This is a genomic window from Pseudomonas asuensis, assembly GCF_014646755.1.
GTDB classification, from domain to species: domain Bacteria; phylum Pseudomonadota; class Gammaproteobacteria; order Pseudomonadales; family Pseudomonadaceae; genus Chryseomonas; species Chryseomonas asuensis.
In genome coordinates this window covers 25,728-43,896 of the sequence record NZ_BMNW01000008.1, presented here as the reverse complement: position 1 = coordinate 43,896, position 18,169 = coordinate 25,728, and the positions used below count along the sequence as shown (strand labels likewise).

At 53.4% G+C, this 18,169-nt stretch carries 17 protein-coding genes and 2 tRNA genes; 6 read left to right on the top strand and 13 right to left on the bottom strand.

The genetic code is table 11. The features are described from left to right. Positions 1–2 precede the first annotated feature (2 nt). From IEX86_RS16965 to IEX86_RS16955, 3 genes are read left to right on the top strand one after another with little or no spacing between them, the layout of a single operon-like run. Positions 3–824, top strand: a complete 822-nt coding sequence (locus IEX86_RS16965) for a CheR family methyltransferase (protein ID WP_188867333.1) — start codon at positions 3–5, stop codon at positions 822–824. Positions 825–829: 5 nt separating this feature from the next. Beyond that, entirely contained in the window at positions 830–1,441 is a 612-nt protein-coding gene (locus tag IEX86_RS16960) for a chemotaxis protein CheB (protein ID WP_188867332.1), read from the top strand. Beyond that, a complete protein-coding gene (locus tag IEX86_RS16955) occupies positions 1,434–2,705 on the top strand; it encodes a hybrid sensor histidine kinase/response regulator (RefSeq protein ID WP_188867331.1) in 1,272 nt (423 codons plus the stop codon). The genes IEX86_RS16960 and IEX86_RS16955 overlap by 8 nt, the downstream gene beginning before the upstream one ends. Positions 2,706–2,786: 81 nt before the next feature. On the opposite strand, the gene IEX86_RS16950 is transcribed toward IEX86_RS16955, so the two are convergent. The 5 genes from IEX86_RS16950 to rpsU form a co-directional block, all read right to left on the bottom strand. After that, positions 2,787–2,861 (bottom strand) — tRNA-Gln (locus tag IEX86_RS16950). 18 nt (positions 2,862–2,879) lie between these two features. Next, a tRNA-Ile gene (locus IEX86_RS16945) sits at positions 2,880–2,956 on the bottom strand. A gap of 88 nt (positions 2,957–3,044) precedes the next feature. After that, the gene (gene rpoD, locus IEX86_RS16940; protein ID WP_188867330.1) at positions 3,045–4,895 is read right to left on the bottom strand and encodes an RNA polymerase sigma factor RpoD; all 1,851 of its coding nucleotides are present in this window, start codon (positions 4,893–4,895) and stop codon (positions 3,045–3,047) included. Between the two features lie 78 nt (positions 4,896–4,973). Further along, positions 4,974–6,911, bottom strand: a complete 1,938-nt coding sequence (gene dnaG / locus IEX86_RS16935; protein WP_188867329.1) for a DNA primase — start codon at positions 6,909–6,911, stop codon at positions 4,974–4,976. A gap of 249 nt (positions 6,912–7,160) precedes the next feature. After that, a complete protein-coding gene (gene rpsU, locus IEX86_RS16930; protein ID WP_010795989.1) occupies positions 7,161–7,376 on the bottom strand; it encodes a 30S ribosomal protein S21 in 216 nt (71 codons plus the stop codon). Between the two features lie 203 nt (positions 7,377–7,579). Here rpsU and tsaD point away from each other — a divergent pair, with 203 nt between their 5' ends. Next, positions 7,580–8,605 carry a tRNA (adenosine(37)-N6)-threonylcarbamoyltransferase complex transferase subunit TsaD gene (tsaD, locus tag IEX86_RS16925; protein ID WP_188867328.1) on the top strand — a complete coding sequence of 342 codons (1,026 nt, stop codon included), beginning with the start codon at positions 7,580–7,582 and terminating at the stop codon, positions 8,603–8,605. Positions 8,606–8,660: 55 nt separating this feature from the next. Here the strand turns inward: tsaD and plsY are convergent, their stop codons facing one another. Continuing rightward, on the bottom strand, positions 8,661–9,230 hold the full coding sequence (plsY, locus tag IEX86_RS16920; RefSeq protein WP_188867327.1) for a glycerol-3-phosphate 1-O-acyltransferase PlsY: 570 nt from the start codon (positions 9,228–9,230) through the stop codon (positions 8,661–8,663). Between the two features lie 112 nt (positions 9,231–9,342). On the opposite strand from plsY, the gene folB reads away from it, so the two are divergent. Next, positions 9,343–9,696 carry a dihydroneopterin aldolase gene (gene folB / locus IEX86_RS16915; protein WP_188867326.1) on the top strand — a complete coding sequence of 118 codons (354 nt, stop codon included), beginning with the start codon at positions 9,343–9,345 and terminating at the stop codon, positions 9,694–9,696. Further along, positions 9,687–10,223: a 2-amino-4-hydroxy-6-hydroxymethyldihydropteridine diphosphokinase gene (gene folK, locus IEX86_RS16910; protein ID WP_188867325.1), complete on the top strand. Its 537-nt coding sequence runs from the start codon at positions 9,687–9,689 to the stop codon at positions 10,221–10,223. The genes folB and folK overlap by 10 nt, the downstream gene beginning before the upstream one ends. Here folK and IEX86_RS16905 read toward each other — a convergent pair. The 7 genes from IEX86_RS16905 to apaG form a co-directional block, all read right to left on the bottom strand. Then, positions 10,202–11,371: a multifunctional CCA addition/repair protein gene (locus tag IEX86_RS16905; protein WP_188867324.1), complete on the bottom strand. Its 1,170-nt coding sequence runs from the start codon at positions 11,369–11,371 to the stop codon at positions 10,202–10,204. The genes folK and IEX86_RS16905 overlap by 22 nt on opposite strands. A gap of 91 nt (positions 11,372–11,462) precedes the next feature. Continuing rightward, complete coding sequence (locus IEX86_RS16900) at positions 11,463–13,010, bottom strand: SpoVR family protein (protein ID WP_188867323.1); 1,548 nt, start codon at positions 13,008–13,010, stop codon at positions 11,463–11,465. After that, positions 13,007–14,281 (bottom strand): YeaH/YhbH family protein, encoded by a 1,275-nt coding sequence (locus tag IEX86_RS16895; protein WP_188867322.1) that lies wholly within the window; start codon positions 14,279–14,281, stop codon positions 13,007–13,009. The genes IEX86_RS16900 and IEX86_RS16895 overlap by 4 nt, the downstream gene beginning before the upstream one ends. 138 nt (positions 14,282–14,419) lie before the next feature. Then, entirely contained in the window at positions 14,420–16,342 is a 1,923-nt protein-coding gene (locus IEX86_RS16890) for a PrkA family serine protein kinase (RefSeq protein WP_188867321.1), read from the bottom strand. Between the two features lie 261 nt (positions 16,343–16,603). Continuing rightward, entirely contained in the window at positions 16,604–16,930 is a 327-nt protein-coding gene (gene glpE / locus IEX86_RS16885; RefSeq protein WP_188867320.1) for a thiosulfate sulfurtransferase GlpE, read from the bottom strand. 2 nt (positions 16,931–16,932) lie between these two features. Then, positions 16,933–17,754 carry a symmetrical bis(5'-nucleosyl)-tetraphosphatase gene (locus IEX86_RS16880; RefSeq protein WP_188867319.1) on the bottom strand — a complete coding sequence of 274 codons (822 nt, stop codon included), beginning with the start codon at positions 17,752–17,754 and terminating at the stop codon, positions 16,933–16,935. Further along, positions 17,754–18,134 carry a Co2+/Mg2+ efflux facilitator ApaG/CorD gene (gene apaG / locus IEX86_RS16875; protein ID WP_188867318.1) on the bottom strand — a complete coding sequence of 127 codons (381 nt, stop codon included), beginning with the start codon at positions 18,132–18,134 and terminating at the stop codon, positions 17,754–17,756. The genes IEX86_RS16880 and apaG overlap by 1 nt, the downstream gene beginning before the upstream one ends. Between the last annotated feature and the right edge of the window lie 35 nt (positions 18,135–18,169).

Below are 18,169 nucleotides of genomic sequence, written 5' to 3'. Positions count from 1 at the left end.
CCATGTGTCCCGACCGTACCCTGGATATTGAGCTGCGCTTGCTCATCGAGGGTATTTATCTCAAGTACAGTTACGACTTTCGGGACTATTCCGGCGCTTCACTCAAGCGCCGGGTGCTCCATGCACTGTCAAAATTCGAATGCGAAACCATTTCAGAATTACAGGCCCGCGTGCTGCATGATTCGCAGCTCTTCAGCGAATTGCTTCAATTCCTGACGATTCCAGTCAGCGAGATGTTTCGCGATCCTACCTATTACCTGGCGATTCGAGAACATGTAGTTCCTGTCCTCAAGACCTATCCTTCGCTCAAGATCTGGATTGCCGGCTGCAGTACAGGGGAGGAGGTCTACTCCATGGCCATTCTCTTCAAAGAAGAAGGACTGCTAGACCGTACATTGATCTACGCCACCGATATCAATCCACAATCTCTGGATCGTGCGCGAAGGGGTGTTTTCCCTCTGGAACGGGTACGTACATATACACAGAGTTACCAGCAGGCCGGCGGTAAAAGCTCGTTTTCCGACTATTACACAGCGGCTTACGATGGAGCCTTATTTGATAAGGCACTGATGACCAACGTCACCTTTGCTGACCATAGCCTTGCAACGGACATGGTGTTTTCTGAAACACAGTTTATCTCGTGCCGAAATGTGCTGATCTACTTCAACAAGAGCTTACAGAATCGCGCGTTCGGCTTATTTCATGAGTCGCTATGCCACCGGGGCTTTCTCGGGTTGGGTAGCAAGGAGTCACTCGACTTTTCTGCTTATGCTGGCCATTTCGAGCCGGTTGTAAAAAAAGAACGCCTTTTCAGGCGGTTATAATCGCCATGAAACAGGAGTCGGATACTGTTTTTTCATTGGCGCAGCGGCAGATTGAAGCAATTGTGATAGGCGCTTCCGCAGGTGGGCTACAGGCACTTAGTGTATTATTGGTCGGACTGCCCAAGAACTTTCCTCTGCCTATCGTCGTGGTAATACACATGCCCGAAGGTAAGGACAGTAAACTAGCGGAGATTTTCCGGGCGCGTCTAGAGATAGATGTCAAGGAAGCAGATGAAAAGGAACCGTTACATCCGGGTACGCTGTATTTTGCGTCGCCTGGGTACCATCTGCTAATTGAACAAGACAGGACGCTTTCTTTGAGCCGGGAAGAGCGCGTGCACTTTTCCCGTCCTTCAATCGATGTGTTGTTCGAAAGTGCTGCAGACGTATTTGGCGAGCACCTGTGCGGGGTTCTCCTGACCGGGGCCAACGAGGACGGCGCGGCAGGCTTGAGGGCAATCCATCGTTCCGGTGGAATGACCATTGTTCAGGATCCGGCTGAGGCCTTGGTGCCCACGATGCCGGAAGCTGCTCTTAAGCTGTTTACCCCTGACTTTGTTTTGCCTGTCAGAGACATTAATACATTGCTCGTCGAGCTGGAACAGAACAATGCTTAAAGAAGTGAATGCAGCAAAGATTCTCATCGTTGACGACCTTCCAGAGAATCTTTTGGCACTCGAGGCATTGTTGAAACATGAGGATCTGGCTGTATTCAAGGCAGGCTCTGCAGAGGCAGCGCTTGAGCTGCTGCTTGTGCATGAATTCGCCCTTGCGATTCTGGATGTGCAAATGCCGGTCATGAATGGCTTTGAGCTTGCTGAAATGATGCGAAGCACAGAGAAGACCAAGCACATTCCGATTGTATTTGTCAGTGCAGCAGGGCATGACCGCAACTATGCCTTTAAAGGCTATGAGAGTGGCGCAGTAGACTTTCTCTACAAGCCGCTCGACATACATGCCGTCAAAAGCAAGGTCAGTGTATTCGTGGACCTGTACCGGCACCGCAAGGGGATGCGTCGCCAGCTGGAGGCGCTGGAGCGTAGCCGGCAGGAGCAGGAAGTGCTGCTCGCTGAGCTACGCCAGACTCAGGTCGACCTACAGCATGCCGTGCGAATGCGCGATGACTTTATGTCTATTGTCTCGCATGAACTCAAGACGCCGCTGAATACACTGATTCTCGAAGCACAGCTGCGCAAAATCTACCTGGGCAAAAATAACATGGCAGCGTTTACGCCTGAAAAGCTCATGGAGATGGTTGAGCGGGACGAGCGCCAGGTCCAAAAGCTGGTGCGCTTGATTGATGACATGCTCGACGTATCTCGCATTCGTACAGGTAAGCTCTCTATCCGGCCCTCGCGTTTCGATCTTGTTAAGCTGGTCGCCAGTATCGTTGAAAACTTCATGCCGCAGCTCAATGCAACAGGCTGTGATGTTACGTTAGAGCTTCCCGGATACATCGAGGGGGAGTGGGATGAGTTCCGTGTTGAACAGGTTGTTGCCAATCTGCTGACCAATGCCATGCGTTATGGCGCAGGCAAACCGGTCCATGTGAAACTGGAAGTCAAAGACGGCTGTGCTGTGCTCAGTGTGAGAGATTTTGGCATCGGTATCTCAGCCGAGAACCAAGAACGTATTTTCCGGCAATTTGAGCGTGCCAGCGGTAGTGAGGGTGTTGCGGGCCTAGGGCTCGGGCTTTATATCGCTGATCAGATCGTCAAGGCGCATCGAGGCGCTATCAGTGTCAGTAGTGTCGAAGGGCAGGGGTCAACCTTTAGCGTGACACTGCCTCTTAGTGAATCAGCTACGGTTGGGTCGACCAAGCCCAGGCTAACATTGGTCGAAACAGGAACTCATCCTGCCCAAGGCTCGGCGTCTGGATAATCAGGCTTTACGACATGAAGAGACAAATAAAAAAGGCTTACCAAGGTAAGCCTTTTTTATTGCACGCATGGTGCAGAGATATGGCAGGGGCGGCTGGATTCGAACCAACGCATGGCAGGATCAAAACCTGCTGCCTTACCGCTTGGCGACGCCCCTGTAATACTTTCGAATTTCTGGTGGGCCCGGAGAGACTCGAACTCTCGACCAAAGGATTATGAGTCCTCTGCTCTAACCGACTGAGCTACAGGCCCTACGAGAGGGCCGCATTATACCCATATCGATGCAAATGGCAAAACAAAGCGTATAAAAAAACCGGAGCATGGGCTCCGGTTTTCTCATTTATTCGTCTAGGAACGAGCGGAGATGCTCGCTACGGGACGGATGACGCAGCTTACGCAGCGCCTTGGCCTCAATCTGGCGAATACGCTCGCGCGTTACATCGAACTGCTTACCTACCTCTTCAAGCGTATGGTCGGTATTCATATCGATACCAAAGCGCATACGGAGCACTTTAGCCTCACGGGCCGTCAATCCTGCCAGGACATCGCGCGTAGCTTCCTTCAGACTCTCGCTGGTCGCTACTTCAATCGGAGACTGCATGGTCGAGTCTTCAATGAAGTCGCCCAGATGGGAGTCTTCGTCATCACCGATCGGTGTTTCCATGGAGATCGGCTCTTTAGCGATCTTCAATACCTTGCGGATCTTGTCCTCAGGCATGTCCATGCGCTCACCCAGCTCTTCCGGCGTCGGCTCACGCCCCATTTCCTGCAACATTTGACGGGAAATACGGTTGAGCTTGTTGATCGTTTCGATCATGTGAACCGGAATACGGATAGTCCGCGCCTGGTCAGCAATAGAGCGGGTAATCGCCTGACGAATCCACCATGTAGCATAGGTGGAGAACTTGTAACCACGGCGATATTCGAACTTATCTACCGCTTTCATCAGACCGATATTGCCTTCCTGGATCAAGTCGAGGAACTGCAAGCCACGGTTTGTGTATTTCTTGGCAATCGAGATTACGAGACGAAGGTTAGCCTCGACCATCTCTTTCTTTGCACGACGGGCCTTGGCTTCGCCGATAGACATGTTGCGGTTGATCTCTTTGATCTCGGCAACTGTCAGGTCAAGCTCCTTTTGCAGTGCGATCAGCTTTTCCTGATTGCGCTGAATATCAGGACGCAGGCGCTCAAGGGCCTCGGCGTACTTGGGCTTGTTCTTGAGAACCTTGTCGATCCACTCAAGATTGGTTTCGTTGCTGGGGAACGAACGCAGGAAGTCAGCACGTGGCATGCGTGCATCACGTACACACAGCTGCATGATGGCACGTTCCTGAGCACGAACACGGTCCAGCGACCCGCGTACGCGGCTCACCAGAGCTTCGTACTGCTTGGGTACCAGCTTGATCGGCATGAACAGCGTGGCCAGTGCAACCAGCTCTTCGATAGCCTGATCACTGCTGCGACCATGCTTTTGAAGCGCCTTGCGGGCTTTCTCAAGCTGCTCGGCTACGGCTGCGAAGCGCTGACGGGCTTCTTCCGGATCCGGACCGCTTTCGGTCTCGTCTTCGGAGTCATCGCCTTCGCTTTCCTCATCGTCATCATTTTGTTCGGCGGCGCCATCTTTGGCCTTGGGCACAGGGATGTCATCGCTTTCGTTTTCGGGCAGCGAGCCGTCATCAGGATCGATGTAGCCGCTGAGAACGTCGGACAGGCGACCGCCTTCAGACGTAACCCGATCATATTCGCTAAGAATGTATTCAACCGAACCCGGGAAGTGAGCAATAGCGCTCATGACTTCTCGGATACCTTCCTCGATACGCTTGGCGATTTCAATCTCGCCTTCACGGGTCAAGAGCTCAACGGTACCCATTTCACGCATATACATGCGCACTGGGTCGGTCGTACGACCAACATCGCTTTCGACTGCAGCCAGTGCGGCGGCAGCTTCTTCAGCGGCGGCTTCATCGGTATCCGCTTCTGCGAGCAGTAGGGTATCCGCATCCGGAGCTGTTTCGAATACGTTGATCCCCATGTCGTTGATCATGCGGATGATGTCTTCCACCTGCTCTGGATCGGAGATATCCTCCGGCAGGTGGTCGTTGACTTCCGAGTACGTCAGGTAACCCTGCTCGCGACCGCGGGCGATCAACTCTTTAAGACGAGATTGCTGTTGCGCTTTTCCGGACATAAACACCCTTCCACGAAGGCATAGGCGGGCAAAAATAAGCTGAGTATTATAGCCGATCAGGCGGCTTTCTTGCCAGAATCAGGTTGATGGCACAGCTGGGCGGCTAAGAAGCTCGCGCAGACGGTCCTTCTCTTCAATGCTGAGTTCGCTTTGGCGCGCCTTGCGGAGCAGCTGTTCAAGGCTGCGTTCACGCTGGCTTGCGGCAAGCCTAGTAATGGTGTCGAAAAACTGTTGTTCAAGGTTATCACCCGAAATCAACCACTCTTTTTCGGCTAAAACGCGTAATAGTTTGCCTTGTTCGGTTCCATGCCAGCGAGCCAGCAGCTGCAAGGTGCTTTGCTCGGGCTTCTTCTGCAAGGCGTCAACCAGGGCAACAAGAAGCTGTGCGTACTGGTCATTTTCTTCGGCAATATTCTTGGCATCCTGAACCTGTAGCGCTAGCGAAGGGCGATGCACCAGACTCCGTAATGCTGCAAGGGTAGGTGGCTCGACCTTGACTGGCTCACGTGGAGCCCGCATGGCGGGATCACTTTTGAATCCAAACGGTTTCTTGCCTCGGAATCCATTTTTTCCGCTATACGAGGGCTTGCCTGTGCGACTACTGCCTGGGTAAGGCGCTGCAGGCGCAGGTGAGTCGTAGCCGCTATCGTAGTAGCTGTCCTGTTCATAGTGCGGTTCGTCAGCGGGCCTTGGTGCCGTAGCGGGTGCGCTGGCGAACTGGTTGAGTGAGTCGTTGTTAAGCCCGGTCAGCTCACTCAGGCGCAAGCGCATGAGTGCTCTTAAGTTATTTCCCGGGACCTTTTCAATTAGCGGTATGGCCAATGTCGCAAGGTGCGCTTTTCCTTCCAGGGTAGACGGATCAGCCTCGGCTGCCAGTTGCTGAAAGAAGTATTCGGCCAGCGGCAGTGCCTGCTGGACGAAGCGTGCCTGAAATGCATCTGGCCCTTCTGCTCTGACGAGTGAATCTGGGTCCTCACCTTCCGGCAGGAAGAGAAAGCGGATTTTGCGGCCATCCTGCAGAGTAGGCAATGCAGACTCGAGTGCTCGCCATGCGGCGCTACGGCCAGCCTTATCGCCATCAAAGCAGAACAGAATCTGAGGCACCAGGCGAAACAGGCGCTTAATGTGCTCTTCGCTGGTAGACGTACCCAAGGTGGCTACGGCATTTCGTATGCCTTGCTGTGCGAGAGCAATTACATCCATGTAGCCTTCCACGACAATGATTTCATCAAGGTCTCGGTTGGCTCGACGTGCCTCGAACAGACCATAAAGCTCTTGGCCTTTATGAAACACGGGGGTTTCAGGAGAGTTCAGGTACTTGGGTTTTTCATCACCCAATACACGGCCGCCAAAGGCAATAATGCGTCCACGACTGTCCTTGATGGGAAAAATGACGCGATCACGAAAACGGTCGTAGCGTTTCCCGTTTTCGACGTTTTCAATCAGCAGGCCAGCCTCAATCATGGCTTTTTGCTGGAGCTCATCGCCTGCCAGATGTTTAAGCAGATTGTCCCAACCGGGCGGTGCAAACCCTAAACCGTAATCACGAGCAATTTCACCGGTCAGGCCGCGCTTTTTCAAATAATCGACCGCCGCTTTACGCTGGGGATGGCTCTTGAGTGCCTGGCGGTAGAACGTAGCTGCATCGGCCAGCAGGGCATACAGTGGAGAGTCCACCATCTGACGCGGTTTGCGTGGGCCATTATTGCTGCTTTCTTCCCGTGGAACGTCAAGGCCGGCTTTTCTGGCCAGTTCCTCGACGGCTTCTGGAAACTCCAGATTGTCATGATCCATGACAAAGCCAAGGGCATTCCCGCCAGCGCCACAACCGAAGCAGTAATAGAACTGTTTGTCTGGACTTACGCTAAAGGAAGGGCTCTTTTCATTGTGAAAAGGACACAGCGCACTGAAATTCTTGCCGGTCTTTTTGAGTTTGATGCGAGACCCTACCACTTCGACAATGTCGGTGCGGTTGAGTAGGTCGTCAATAAAGCTCTGAGGGATCAGTCCGGCCATGGTGCGTTCGGCTCAGGGAGGGCCATTAGCATACGCGATGAAACGTAATTGCTTCCATGCGCAGGTCGCTTGCTTAAAATATGTATTCGACTACTGAAACTTGAGCATACTGACGCATGTGGCGAAAGGATGTTCAACAGGAATGCATCAGGCATGGGTGCATGCTTGACAGGTGGTGCGGATTGGCGAATCAATTACGTTCAGCCCGACCAGTGGTCGGGCGGAGCCGTTAGCCTTGCAGGCGTCTGATCAGTACAGACGCTCGCGGCGGCGCTGTTCGCGCTGCACTTTCTTGGCATGACGCTTAACAGCAGCAGCTGCCTTGCGCTTGCGCTCGGAAGTAGGCTTTTCGTAGAACTCGCGGCTGCGAACTTCAGCCAGAACACCGGCTTTTTCGCAAGAGCGCTTGAAACGACGCAGGGCTACGTCGAAGGGTTCGTTTTCTTTGACTTTGACGGCGGGCATCCAGGTCGTACCTTCAATGTTTTACCGGGGGTGGATTCAACGCTTGAGGCCTTAGCCATGTAAAGCGTCGGTTTTTAAGGGTTGCGGATAGTAACGCTTCGCCAGGGTAAATGCAAAGCTTCCGGACGAAAGCGCTGGTCTGAAGAAATAGGTGGGATTATTATGCCTGCTTCATTCATCGTCAGGCCGAAGGCCATCTGCCCATGCGTGTTCTGGGACTCGAAACGTCCTGCGACGAAACAGGTGTCGCACTCTTTGACAGCGAACGTGGACTTTTGTCCGATGCGTTGTTCAGTCAAATCGATTTGCATCGTGTTTATGGTGGGGTAGTGCCTGAATTGGCCTCCCGTGACCATGTGAAGCGAATGCTCCCCCTTATCAATCAGGTGTTAGACGAGGCCGGCAGTAAGCCAACTGATGTCGATGCTATTGCCTATACGGCCGGTCCAGGACTAGTAGGCGCGCTGTTGGTGGGCGCCTCCTTTGCTCAGGCTTTGAGCCTGGCTTGGGGGGTCCCGGCCTTGGGCGTTCACCACATGGAGGGCCATTTGCTGGCACCCATGCTTGAGGAGCAACCACCGGAATTTCCGTTCGTCGCTTTGTTAGTGTCGGGCGGTCATACACAGCTAGTACGGGTAGACGGGATCGGCCGTTACCAGCTTCTGGGAGAGTCCGTAGACGATGCTGCAGGTGAAGCCTTTGATAAGACAGCCAAGCTTTTAGGACTCGGTTATCCCGGGGGGCCGGAAATCGCTCGGCTTGCGCTCAGTGGTAATCCTGATCGCTTCGTTTTTCCTCGACCAATGACAGACAGGCCCGGTCTTGACTTCAGCTTTAGCGGCCTCAAGACCTTTGCCCTCAATACCTGGCAGCAATGCGAGGCAGCAGGTGATAACAGCGAGCAAACCCGTTGTGACGTTGCTCTGGCCTTTCAACGCGCGGTTGTCGAGACGCTTACTATCAAGTGCAAGCGTGCCCTTAAGCAGACGGGGCTTAAATCCCTAGTAATTGCGGGAGGCGTTAGTGCTAATACAGCCCTGAGGGTGTCGCTGGAGGGTATGCTGAGTGAGCTGCGTGGACATGTTTTTTATGCTCGTCCACGGTTCTGTACGGACAATGGCGCCATGATCGCCTATGCCGGTTGTCAGCGTTTGCTGGCCGGTCAGCATGATGGCCCTGCTATTCAGGTACAGGCTCGCTGGCCAATGGAGCAGTTACCAGCGGTCTGAGTAATGCCAGGAGCGTAACTGGGTAAGTGCCTTGGGTCAGAAGCATCCATTCTATTTAGAAATGACGCTCTCGCCCTGCTAGCAGGGCCTTAAGGTTCGCATGGTGGCGAAGCACGATGAGAGCGGTAAGTCCGAGCAGTGGTAGTAGAACGCTATGCTGATGCCAGACGATAAGCGGTAGGCAGAGTAGCGTGGCGGTCAGTGCAGCCAGTGAGCTGATGCGGGTGACTGTAAAGATGACTCCCCAGATGCTTGCCGCCAGTAGCGCAGCCCAGGGATAAAGACCTAGCAGCATGCCTGCAGCCGTAGCAACACCCTTGCCACCGCGAAATTGGAAGTAGAGCGGGTAGACATGGCCCAGTACGGCTGCCAGCCCGATCCAGGCTTGCTCGGCCTCAGACAGGCCTAGGGTGCGAGCCAATAGAATAGGTATGAGGCTTTTACTCAGGTCACCGAGTAGTGTCAGGATGGCTAGACGTTTGCCTCCGAGCCGAAACATGTTGGTTGCGCCGGGATTGCCCGAACCGCTATTTCTGGGGTCATTGAGGCCAAAGGCACGACTGAGCAAGACGGCAAACGATACGGAGCCGAGCAAATAGGCGAAAGTAGCCAGCAACCAAACCATGATGATGTTCCCGAGAGGGCGATACCTCCAGATTCTAATGGGAATCTTTGTCTGACCGCGATACGGTGACTGGGCTTTTCAAATAACGCGCGTGTGGGCGCTGGAGAGGGTTGTGGATAAGATATTCATCGAAGGATTGGAAGTCGACACCGTTATTGGTGTGTATGACTGGGAGCGTGAAATTCGGCAGTGTTTGCGTCTGGATGTCACCATGGCTTGGGATATTCGTCCTTCAGCCGATAATGACGAGCTCGACAAGACCCTTAATTATGCTGCGGTCGCAGAGCGCATTACTACGTTTGCCCATCAGTCGAGCTTCCAGTTGGTTGAGACGTTTGCTGAGCGTCTGGCCAGTCTTTTGATGCGTGAATTCCAGTTGCCTGGGTTACGCTTGAAAATTACTAAACCTGGCGCCGTACCAACGGCAGCTGGCGTAGGCGTGGAGATCGAGCGCGGATGTCTCTGACCACGGTATACCTTGGCCTTGGCAGCAATACCGCGCGTGAGCAGCATCTAACGGCGGCATTAGAGGCCCTGTCGTCCCTGTGTGGTGATCTGACATGCTCTCCTGTGTTCGAAAGCGAGGCCGTAGGCATAAAGAGCGAGCCGTTTTTCAATCTGGTCGTCAAGGTCCAAACGAATCTGTGCCTGGCTGATTTGAGCGTACGCCTCAAGCATATTGAAGCTGATAATGGCCGTTATGCTCCAGAGCGCACCGGTTTGCCGCTTGATATCGACATCCTGACGTATGGTGATCTGGTAGGAAACCTGGACGGGCTGATTCTGCCTCGTGCGGAGATCCTTAAGAATGCATTTGTACTATGGCCGCTCTCGTTAGTGGCAGCCTCCGTCAAACATCCTGTAGACGGCCGCGATTACGCGTCCCTTTGGGCTGCAATGCCAAAGGTCCAGCGTTTATGGCCGGTACCGTTTACGTGGCGTGGGCAGGCGTTGACGCCTGACACGCTTTGTCAGGCATTTCCAGCTACATAAGCCTGGCGATGACTTTCAATAGCCTCAAGACGCGAGTGTTTCAGGGCGTCTCCAAGTTCGGCGCCTTTTAGTCCTTTTTCCAGCAGAGGCTGCACCGTTATAGCGCGTGCAGCCTGAGCCGCTGAGCGTATATAGCTTGCCTGGACATAAGGATGGCTTTGGCCATACCTATCCATTTCGCAAGATTGGAGAAACTCCTCAAGACGAGTCGGCCGACGGAACACGTCAAAGCTCTGGAATAGCTCTAATAGTTCCTTGGATGTCAGCTCAGCGGCACGTTTGACGTGGCAATGATACTGGCCGACCAACAGTGCCAACTCGCTACAGTCGCGCGGAGTCTTAAAGCGACTATTGATGGCTTGGATAGAGCCCGGCGCAGTTGCGCCTTGATCCCTTTTCACCTGCATGAGTAAGCATGCCCAGCGTATGGGGAGGGTTTGATTGTGGTTGGCGCATTGGCGCAACACACTTAGCGTATGGCTGGCAGACAGATCGGGGTCAGTCTTTAACAGAGAGTCGATCTCTGGCATTAATACAGCCAAGGCGCCACATAAGTGCAGTGTCTGGATGAAAACATCTGGCCTGGACTCCATCAATGCGCGGGATATTTCTTTCCACATGCGTTCAGGTGTCAAGGCATCCAATTCACCGCTGGCCGCCATGTGTTGCATCAGCTCAAGCGTTTCCTGAGCTACGGTAAAGCCAAGCGGGGCATAACGTGCAGCAAAACGAGCTACACGTAGCACACGCAGCGGGTCCTCCATGAACGCAGGTGACACATGGCGTAATAAGCGCGCTTGCAAGTCTTTCAAACCGCCGTAAGGGTCGATTACATGTCCGGCTTCATCTTCTGCCATTGCATTGATGGTGAGGTCTCGCCGGATAAGATCGTCTTCCAGCGTTACTTCCGGACTTGCAAAAAAAGTAAAGCCGCCGTAGCCACGGCCGCTTTTACGCTCCGTACGCGCCAAGGCATATTCGTCACCGGTCTTGGGGTGAAGGAAGACAGGGAAGTCTGCGCCAACAGGGCGAAAACCCTGAGCAGTAAGCTCTTCGGCGGTGCCACCTACGACAACCCAATCTATCTCTGTAACGGGTTGCTCTAGCAATCGATCCCGAACCGCACCACCCACCTTGTATATCTGCATGCTTCACCTCCTGAAGGCAGCAGGATAACGGTGAAGTGGGTAAACGCCAAAGGAGAGATAAAGAAACAAGGCCTCATGTGAGGCCTTGGGGTTAAATGGGTGAAATAGCGATATCAGTACGTCGAGGATCGAGATCGCGGTGGCCCTCTCGAGGCGGGACATGTTGAGTGCTCACGATCTGATCGCCTTGAGCCGTTTCAAGGTGTATATCAAAGCCCCACAGGCGATGCAAATGCTTGAGGACTTCTTCGGTGGACTCGCCTAATGGCTTGCGATCATGCTGTGTGTGCCGCAGTGTAAGAGAGCGATCGCCACGACGGTTGATATTCCAGATCTGTATGTTAGGTTCGCGGTTGCCGAGATTGTATTGAGCTGCCAATTGCTCACGGATCAGGCGATAACCACGATCGTCGTGAATGGCGGCAACCTCCAGTTCGTCACGATGATCATCGTCCAGAATGCTAAAGAGCTTCAGATCCCGGATCACCTTGGGTGACAGGAACTGGAGGATAAAGCTCTCGTCCTTGAAGCTCTTCATGGCGAATGTGACGGTAGATAGCCAATCACTGCCTGCAATATCAGGAAACCAGCGCTTATCCTCTTCTGTTGGGTTTTCGCAAATTCGACGGATATCGCGGAACATGGAAAAGCCCAAGGTATAAGGATTGATGCCACTGTAGTAGGGGCTGTCGAAGCTTGGTTGGTAGATGACGCCTGAGTGAGACTGCAGGAATTCAAACATGAAGCCATCGGTCACAAGGCCTTCATCGTAGAGGTCGTTAAGCAATGTGTAATGCCAAAACGTTGCCCAGCCCTCGTTCATTACCTGAGTTTGACGTTGCGGGTAAAAGTACTGGGCGATCTTGCGTACGATTCGGATCACTTCCCGCTGCCAGGGCTCTAGTAGCGGCGCATGTTTTTCCAGGAAATAAAGGATATTTTCCTGCGGCTCGGTAGGGAAGCGTGAATCCTCTTCGTGCTTATCCTTGTCTCCCATCTTTGGAATAGTACGCCAGAGGTCATTGACCTGACGCTGCAAGAGTTCTTCACGTTCCTTTTGCCGGCGGCGCTCTTCCTCGGCAGAGATCGGATAAGGCCGCTTATAGCGATCTACGCCGTAGTTCATGAGGGCATGACATGAGTCGAGCAGGTCTTCTACCGCATCGATGCCATGGCGCTCTTCGCACTGCGTAATGTATTGCTTGGCAAAGACAAGGTAGTCGATGATGGAGCTGGCATCTGTCCAGGTACGGAACAGGTAATTGCCTTTGAAGAAGCTGTTATGACCATAGCAGGCATGGGCAATAACGAGCGCCTGCATCGTAATGGTGTTTTCTTCCATCAGATAGGCGATGCAAGGGTCCGAGTTGATTACGATCTCGTAGGCCAGGCCCATTTGGCCGCGCTTGTAGTTCTTTTCGGTATGGAGAAAATGTTTGCCATAGGACCAGTGGTTGTAGCCGATAGGCATGCCGACGGAGGCATAGGCATCCATCATCTGTTCGGCCGTGATGATCTCGATCTGGTTAGGATAGGTATCCAGCGCATAGCGCTTGGCGATACGACCGATTTCCCGGTCGTAGGTCTGTACAAGTTCGAACGTCCACTCTGAACCGGTGGAGATAGGCTGACGCTTCATGACACAAGCCTCCGCTGGAACAGTTCACGAAACACCGGGTAAATGTCACCAGCCGATACGATCTGCTGCTGTGAAAAGGACTCTGGAAACATTCCGCGCACCTGCTCGTATTCGTACCACAAGGCCTGATGCTCCCGTGGCGTGATCTCAACGTACGTGTAGTACTGCATGAATGGCAGAATCTGTCGGACCAGGATGTCCTTGCAGATAGGCGAGTCATCGTTCCAGTTATCACCGTCTGAAGCCTGTGCGGCATACAGGTTCCACTCATTGATGGGATACCTTTCCGCCATGATTTCCTGCATGAGCTTGAGTGCACTGGACACAATCGTACCGCCCGTTTCGCGGGAGTAGAAAAACTCCTCTTCATCGACTTCACGCGCACTGGTGTGGTGGCGAATAAAGACGACGTCGATCCGCTCGTAATTACGTTTGAGGAATAGATAGAGCAGGATGAAAAAACGCTTGGCGATATCCTTGGTCGCTTGAGTCATCGAACCCGAGACGTCCATCAGGCAGAACATCACCGCCTTAGAGCTCGGAGTAGGCTGTTTGCTGAGCAGGTTATATTTAAGATCGAAGGTATCTAGAAACGGTACTTTATCGATTCGGGCACGCAGCCGTGTGATCTCAGCTTCAAGTGCCTGGATATCACCGAGATTATCCGGCTCTTCAATACGCAGCCGCGCCAACTCCGCCTTTACTTCACGCAGCTTGTTGCGACTGCCACCTGATAGGGCAATCCGCCGGGCATGCGCAGAGCGTAAAGTCCGGATGATATTGATGCGCGACGGATTCCCTTCGCTGCTGATGCCGGCACGTACCGTCTTGAACGTGTCGCTACCGGTCAGCTGTTTTTTCACCAGATTCGGCAGTTCAAGGTCCTCGAACATGAAGTCGAGAAACTCGTCCTGGGTAATCTGGAATACGAAGTCATCCATGCCTTCGCCGCTGTTACTGGCCTTGCCTTGGCCCGCACCGCCACCGCCGCCACCTTGCGGACGAGGAATACGATCCCCTGAAGAAAACTCCTTGTTACCAGGATGAACGGTCGTTTGCTTGCCGCCGCGACCATGATGCAGCACAGGCTCATCGATGTCGCGGCCAGGAATACTGATTTGCTCGCCATGCTCCATATCTGTAATAGAGCGGCGGCTCACGGCCTCTTCGACCGCTTTCTTGATGTGCTCGCGGTAACGCCGCAGGAAACGTGTGCGGTTTACCGTGCTTTTATTCTTACCATTCAAACGCCGGTCGATGACATAACTCATAGACGCCCTCCGGGCTCGGAAATGGAGCAGTCCGTTGTCCCACAATAGGCCTGATGTGTTGCGATTTGCCTACCGTTGGACGTGTCACGGCAGAGCACGGTCAAGCCGTCTCTGCCTGTGACGGTACGGCTACGTTCTTTACTGCGATTTCCGTACCCGCAGATACCACTCGGACAGCAACCGCACTTGCTTCTCGGTATAACCACGCTCGACCATGCGAGTCACAAAGTCGTTGTGCTTTTGTTGGTCTTCCTTGCTTGCCTTGGCATTGAAGCTGATAACCGGCAAGAGGTCCTCGGTATTGGAGAACATTTTCTTCTCGATGACCGTGCGTAGCTTCTCGTAAGAGAGCCAGCTGGGATTCTTGCCATTGTTATTGGCTCGCGCCCGCAAGACAAAGTTGACGATCTCGTTGCGGAAGTCTTTCGGATTGCTGATGCCCGCCGGCTTCTCGATCTTCTCCAGCTCCTCGTTCAATGCAGCACGATTGAGAATTTCACCGGTTTCAGGATCGCGATACTCCTGATCTTGAATCCAGAAATCTGCATACAGCACATAGCGATCAAAGATGTTTTGGCCATACTCGCTATACGATTCGAGGTAGGCCGTCTGGATCTCCTTACCGATGAACTCGACATAGCGGGGCGCCAGGTACTCCTTGATAAAGCGCATGTAGCGCTCACGAACCTCGGCCGGGAATTGCTCCTGTTCGATCTGCTGTTCAAGTACATACAGCAAGTGAACTGGGTTGGCCGCAATCTCGTTGGCGTCAAAGTTGAAAACGCGCGATAGGATCTTGAAGGCAAAGCGTGTAGACAAGCCGTTCATTCCTTCATCGACACCCGCAGTGTCGCGATACTCCTGGATCGACTTGGCCTTTGGGTCAGTATCTTTCAGGTTTTCACCGTCGTATACCCGCATCTTGGAGTAGATATTCGAGTTCTCCGGCTCTTTCAAACGAGAAAGTACAGAGAACTGCGCCAGCATCTTGAGTGTGTCAGGGGCGCAATGAGCCTGAGACAGGGAGCTGTTGATGAGGAGTTTGTCGTAAATCTTCATCTCATCCGAAACACGCAGGCAATACGGGACCTTGACGATGTAGATACGATCGATGAAGGCCTCGTTGTTCTTGTTGTTTCGGAAGGTATGCCATTCTGATTCGTTGGAGTGGGCCAGGATGATCCCGCTATAAGGTAGGGCGCCCAGACCTTCGGTACTGTTGTAATTGCCCTCCTGAGTCGCAGTCAGAAGTGGATGCAGCACCTTGATAGGCGCCTTGAACATTTCCACAAACTCCATCATGCCTTGGTTAGCTCGGCACAAAGCGCCTGAATAGCTATAAGCATCTGCGTCGTTTTGTGGGTATTCCTCAAGCTTACGAATATCAACCTTACCCACTAGAGCAGAAATATCCTGATTGTTCTCATCGCCTGGTTCGGTCTTGGCAATGGCAATCTGGTTCAGAATAGAGGGATAGAGTTTTACTACGCGAAACTTGCTGATATCTCCGCCAAACTCCTGCAATCGCTTGGCTGCCCAAGGTGACATGATGCTGCGCAGGTAATGGCGTGGAATACCATAGTCTTCTTCAAGGATCTGGCCATCTTCATCAGGGTTGAAGAGCCCCAACGGAGATTCAAAAACGGGGGAGTCTTTGATGGCGTAAAAGGGAATTCGCTCGATCAGCTGCTTGAGCTTTTCCGCCAGCGAAGATTTACCGCCCCCCACAGGGCCCAAGAGATAAAGGATTTGCTTTTTCTCTTCAAGGCCTTGGGCGGCATGCCGGAAATACGAAACGATCTGCTCAATGCAATCTTCCATCCCGTGGAAATCTGCAAAGGCAGGGTAACGACGGATTACCTTGTTGGAAAAAATGCGCGAAAGGCGCGAGTCGCTGGCGGTATCTACCAGCTCCGGTTCACCAATAGCCATGAGCATACGCTCAGCAGCACTGGCATAGGCAGTACGGTCCTTCTTGCAGATCTCAAGATATTCCTGAAGGGAATATTCTTCCTGACGAGTCGCTTCGAAACGCCCCTGGAAGTGACTGAAAATGCTCATGACGTCTCCTCGCTGGATACCCTCGAGCCGGCTGGGATCGGTCGTACGCGTGCACGGAAACAGCAACAGTCGACGGAGCAACCGTTTGGAATTCCCCCGAACACCTAATGGTCGTCGTACCGATAGCCCGCCGGAAATCCGGCTCCCTGAATGGGAAGGCCTGATTCAAGAATAGTCCGATTATGGAGATGTGGAAGTCTCTCTTTAGACTTATGTGTAACGGGATCGTCAAACGCTTGTGCTAAGCGCTTGAAGGACCAGTCAAAACGAGCCGCTTTCCGTCTCGTCGGGATACACGCTTCGCCATACTTCGAAGCCGCCATCGAGGCTGTAGACTTCATTAAAGCCTTGCTGAGAAAAAAATGCTGCGGCGCTCTGGCTGGAATGGCCGTGATAGCACACAACGACCAGTGGTTGGTCCATGTCTGCCTGTGCCATGAAGTCGAGCAGGGTCTGGTTGTCGATCCGTTGAGAGCCAGCAATGTGCAAGGTGCTGTAGCTATGCGGATCGCGGATATCCACCACCGTTGCGCCACGCTGGCGCAGTTCCAGGGCCTGCTCGGGATCAATACAGTGAAACTCGCTCATCTCTAGCCTCCTTCCTGGCAGGCGCAGTTATGGCGCTCGCCGGTATCGACATTCAGTAAGGTCATCTTGTTACCCCAGACACAGCCGGTATCGAGCGCAAAAACGCCTGGCTCATCGCAGCGGCCTTCAAGGGCCGCCCAGTGGCCAAAGATCAACCGATGCTGGCGGGTCAGGCGACCCTGATGGCTGAACCATGGTGCATAGCCGTCCGGAGCACTGCCGGAGGCTTCCTTGGTTTTTAATTCCAGTGTGCCGTCTGGTGCACAGAAGCGCATGCGGGTCAGGTAGTTGGTAATCACACGCCAGCGCGTGGCACCCTCCAGATCATCATCCCAGAGTGTAGGTTCATTACCGTACATACCCTCAATAAATTGCGGGAAGCGATCATCATCCTGCAGGACCGTTTCCACTTCCTTGGCAAGGGAAAGCGCCTGCTCCAGTGTCCATTGCGGTGGTAGGCCGGCATGAACCAGAATAGTGTCTCGCGACTCATCATAATGAAGAAGCGGCTGCTGACGAAGCCACATCAGTAGCTCATTACAGTCCGGCGCCTTGAGAATCTTGCGTAGCGTATCGCTTTTCTTCATGCGCTCCGGATGCAGTGAAACCGCCAGCAGATGGAGGTCATGATTACCTAGAACGGTAATGATGGACTCGCGCATCTCATACAGGAAACGTAGCGTTTCCAATGATTGCGGGCCACGGTTGACCAAGTCGCCAACCAGCCAGAGACAGTCCTTTGCAGGATCGAAGCGCACTTCGTCCAGTAGACACTTGAGCGGGTCAAGGCAACCTTGCAAGTCGCCAACGGCATAAAGGGTCATCAGTGTAAGGAACCCGGCACAGCGAGGCGGAAGGTGGCGATGTGTGCATCAAAGGCATGGCCATCGCTGGCCTCCATCTGATAGCTACCACGCATACTGCCCACACGGGTTTCGAGCACTGTACCGCTGCTGTATTGATGCGTTGCGCCAGGAGCCAGGACTGGCTGTTCTCCCACTACGCCAGCGCCACGAACTTCCTGCGTTCGGCCATTTCCATCGGTAATGATCCAATGGCGAGCATGCAACTGGGCAGGCAGGCTGCCCTCGTTGGTAATCGTCACGTCATAGGCAAAGGCGAAGCGATTCTGGGCTTCGTGGGACTGCTCCGGCAGGTAGCGCGTGGACACAGTGACTTTAATGGCATAGCGTGGGTCGGACACCGAGGCTGACCTCTTAAATATTCAGGTTTATTCAG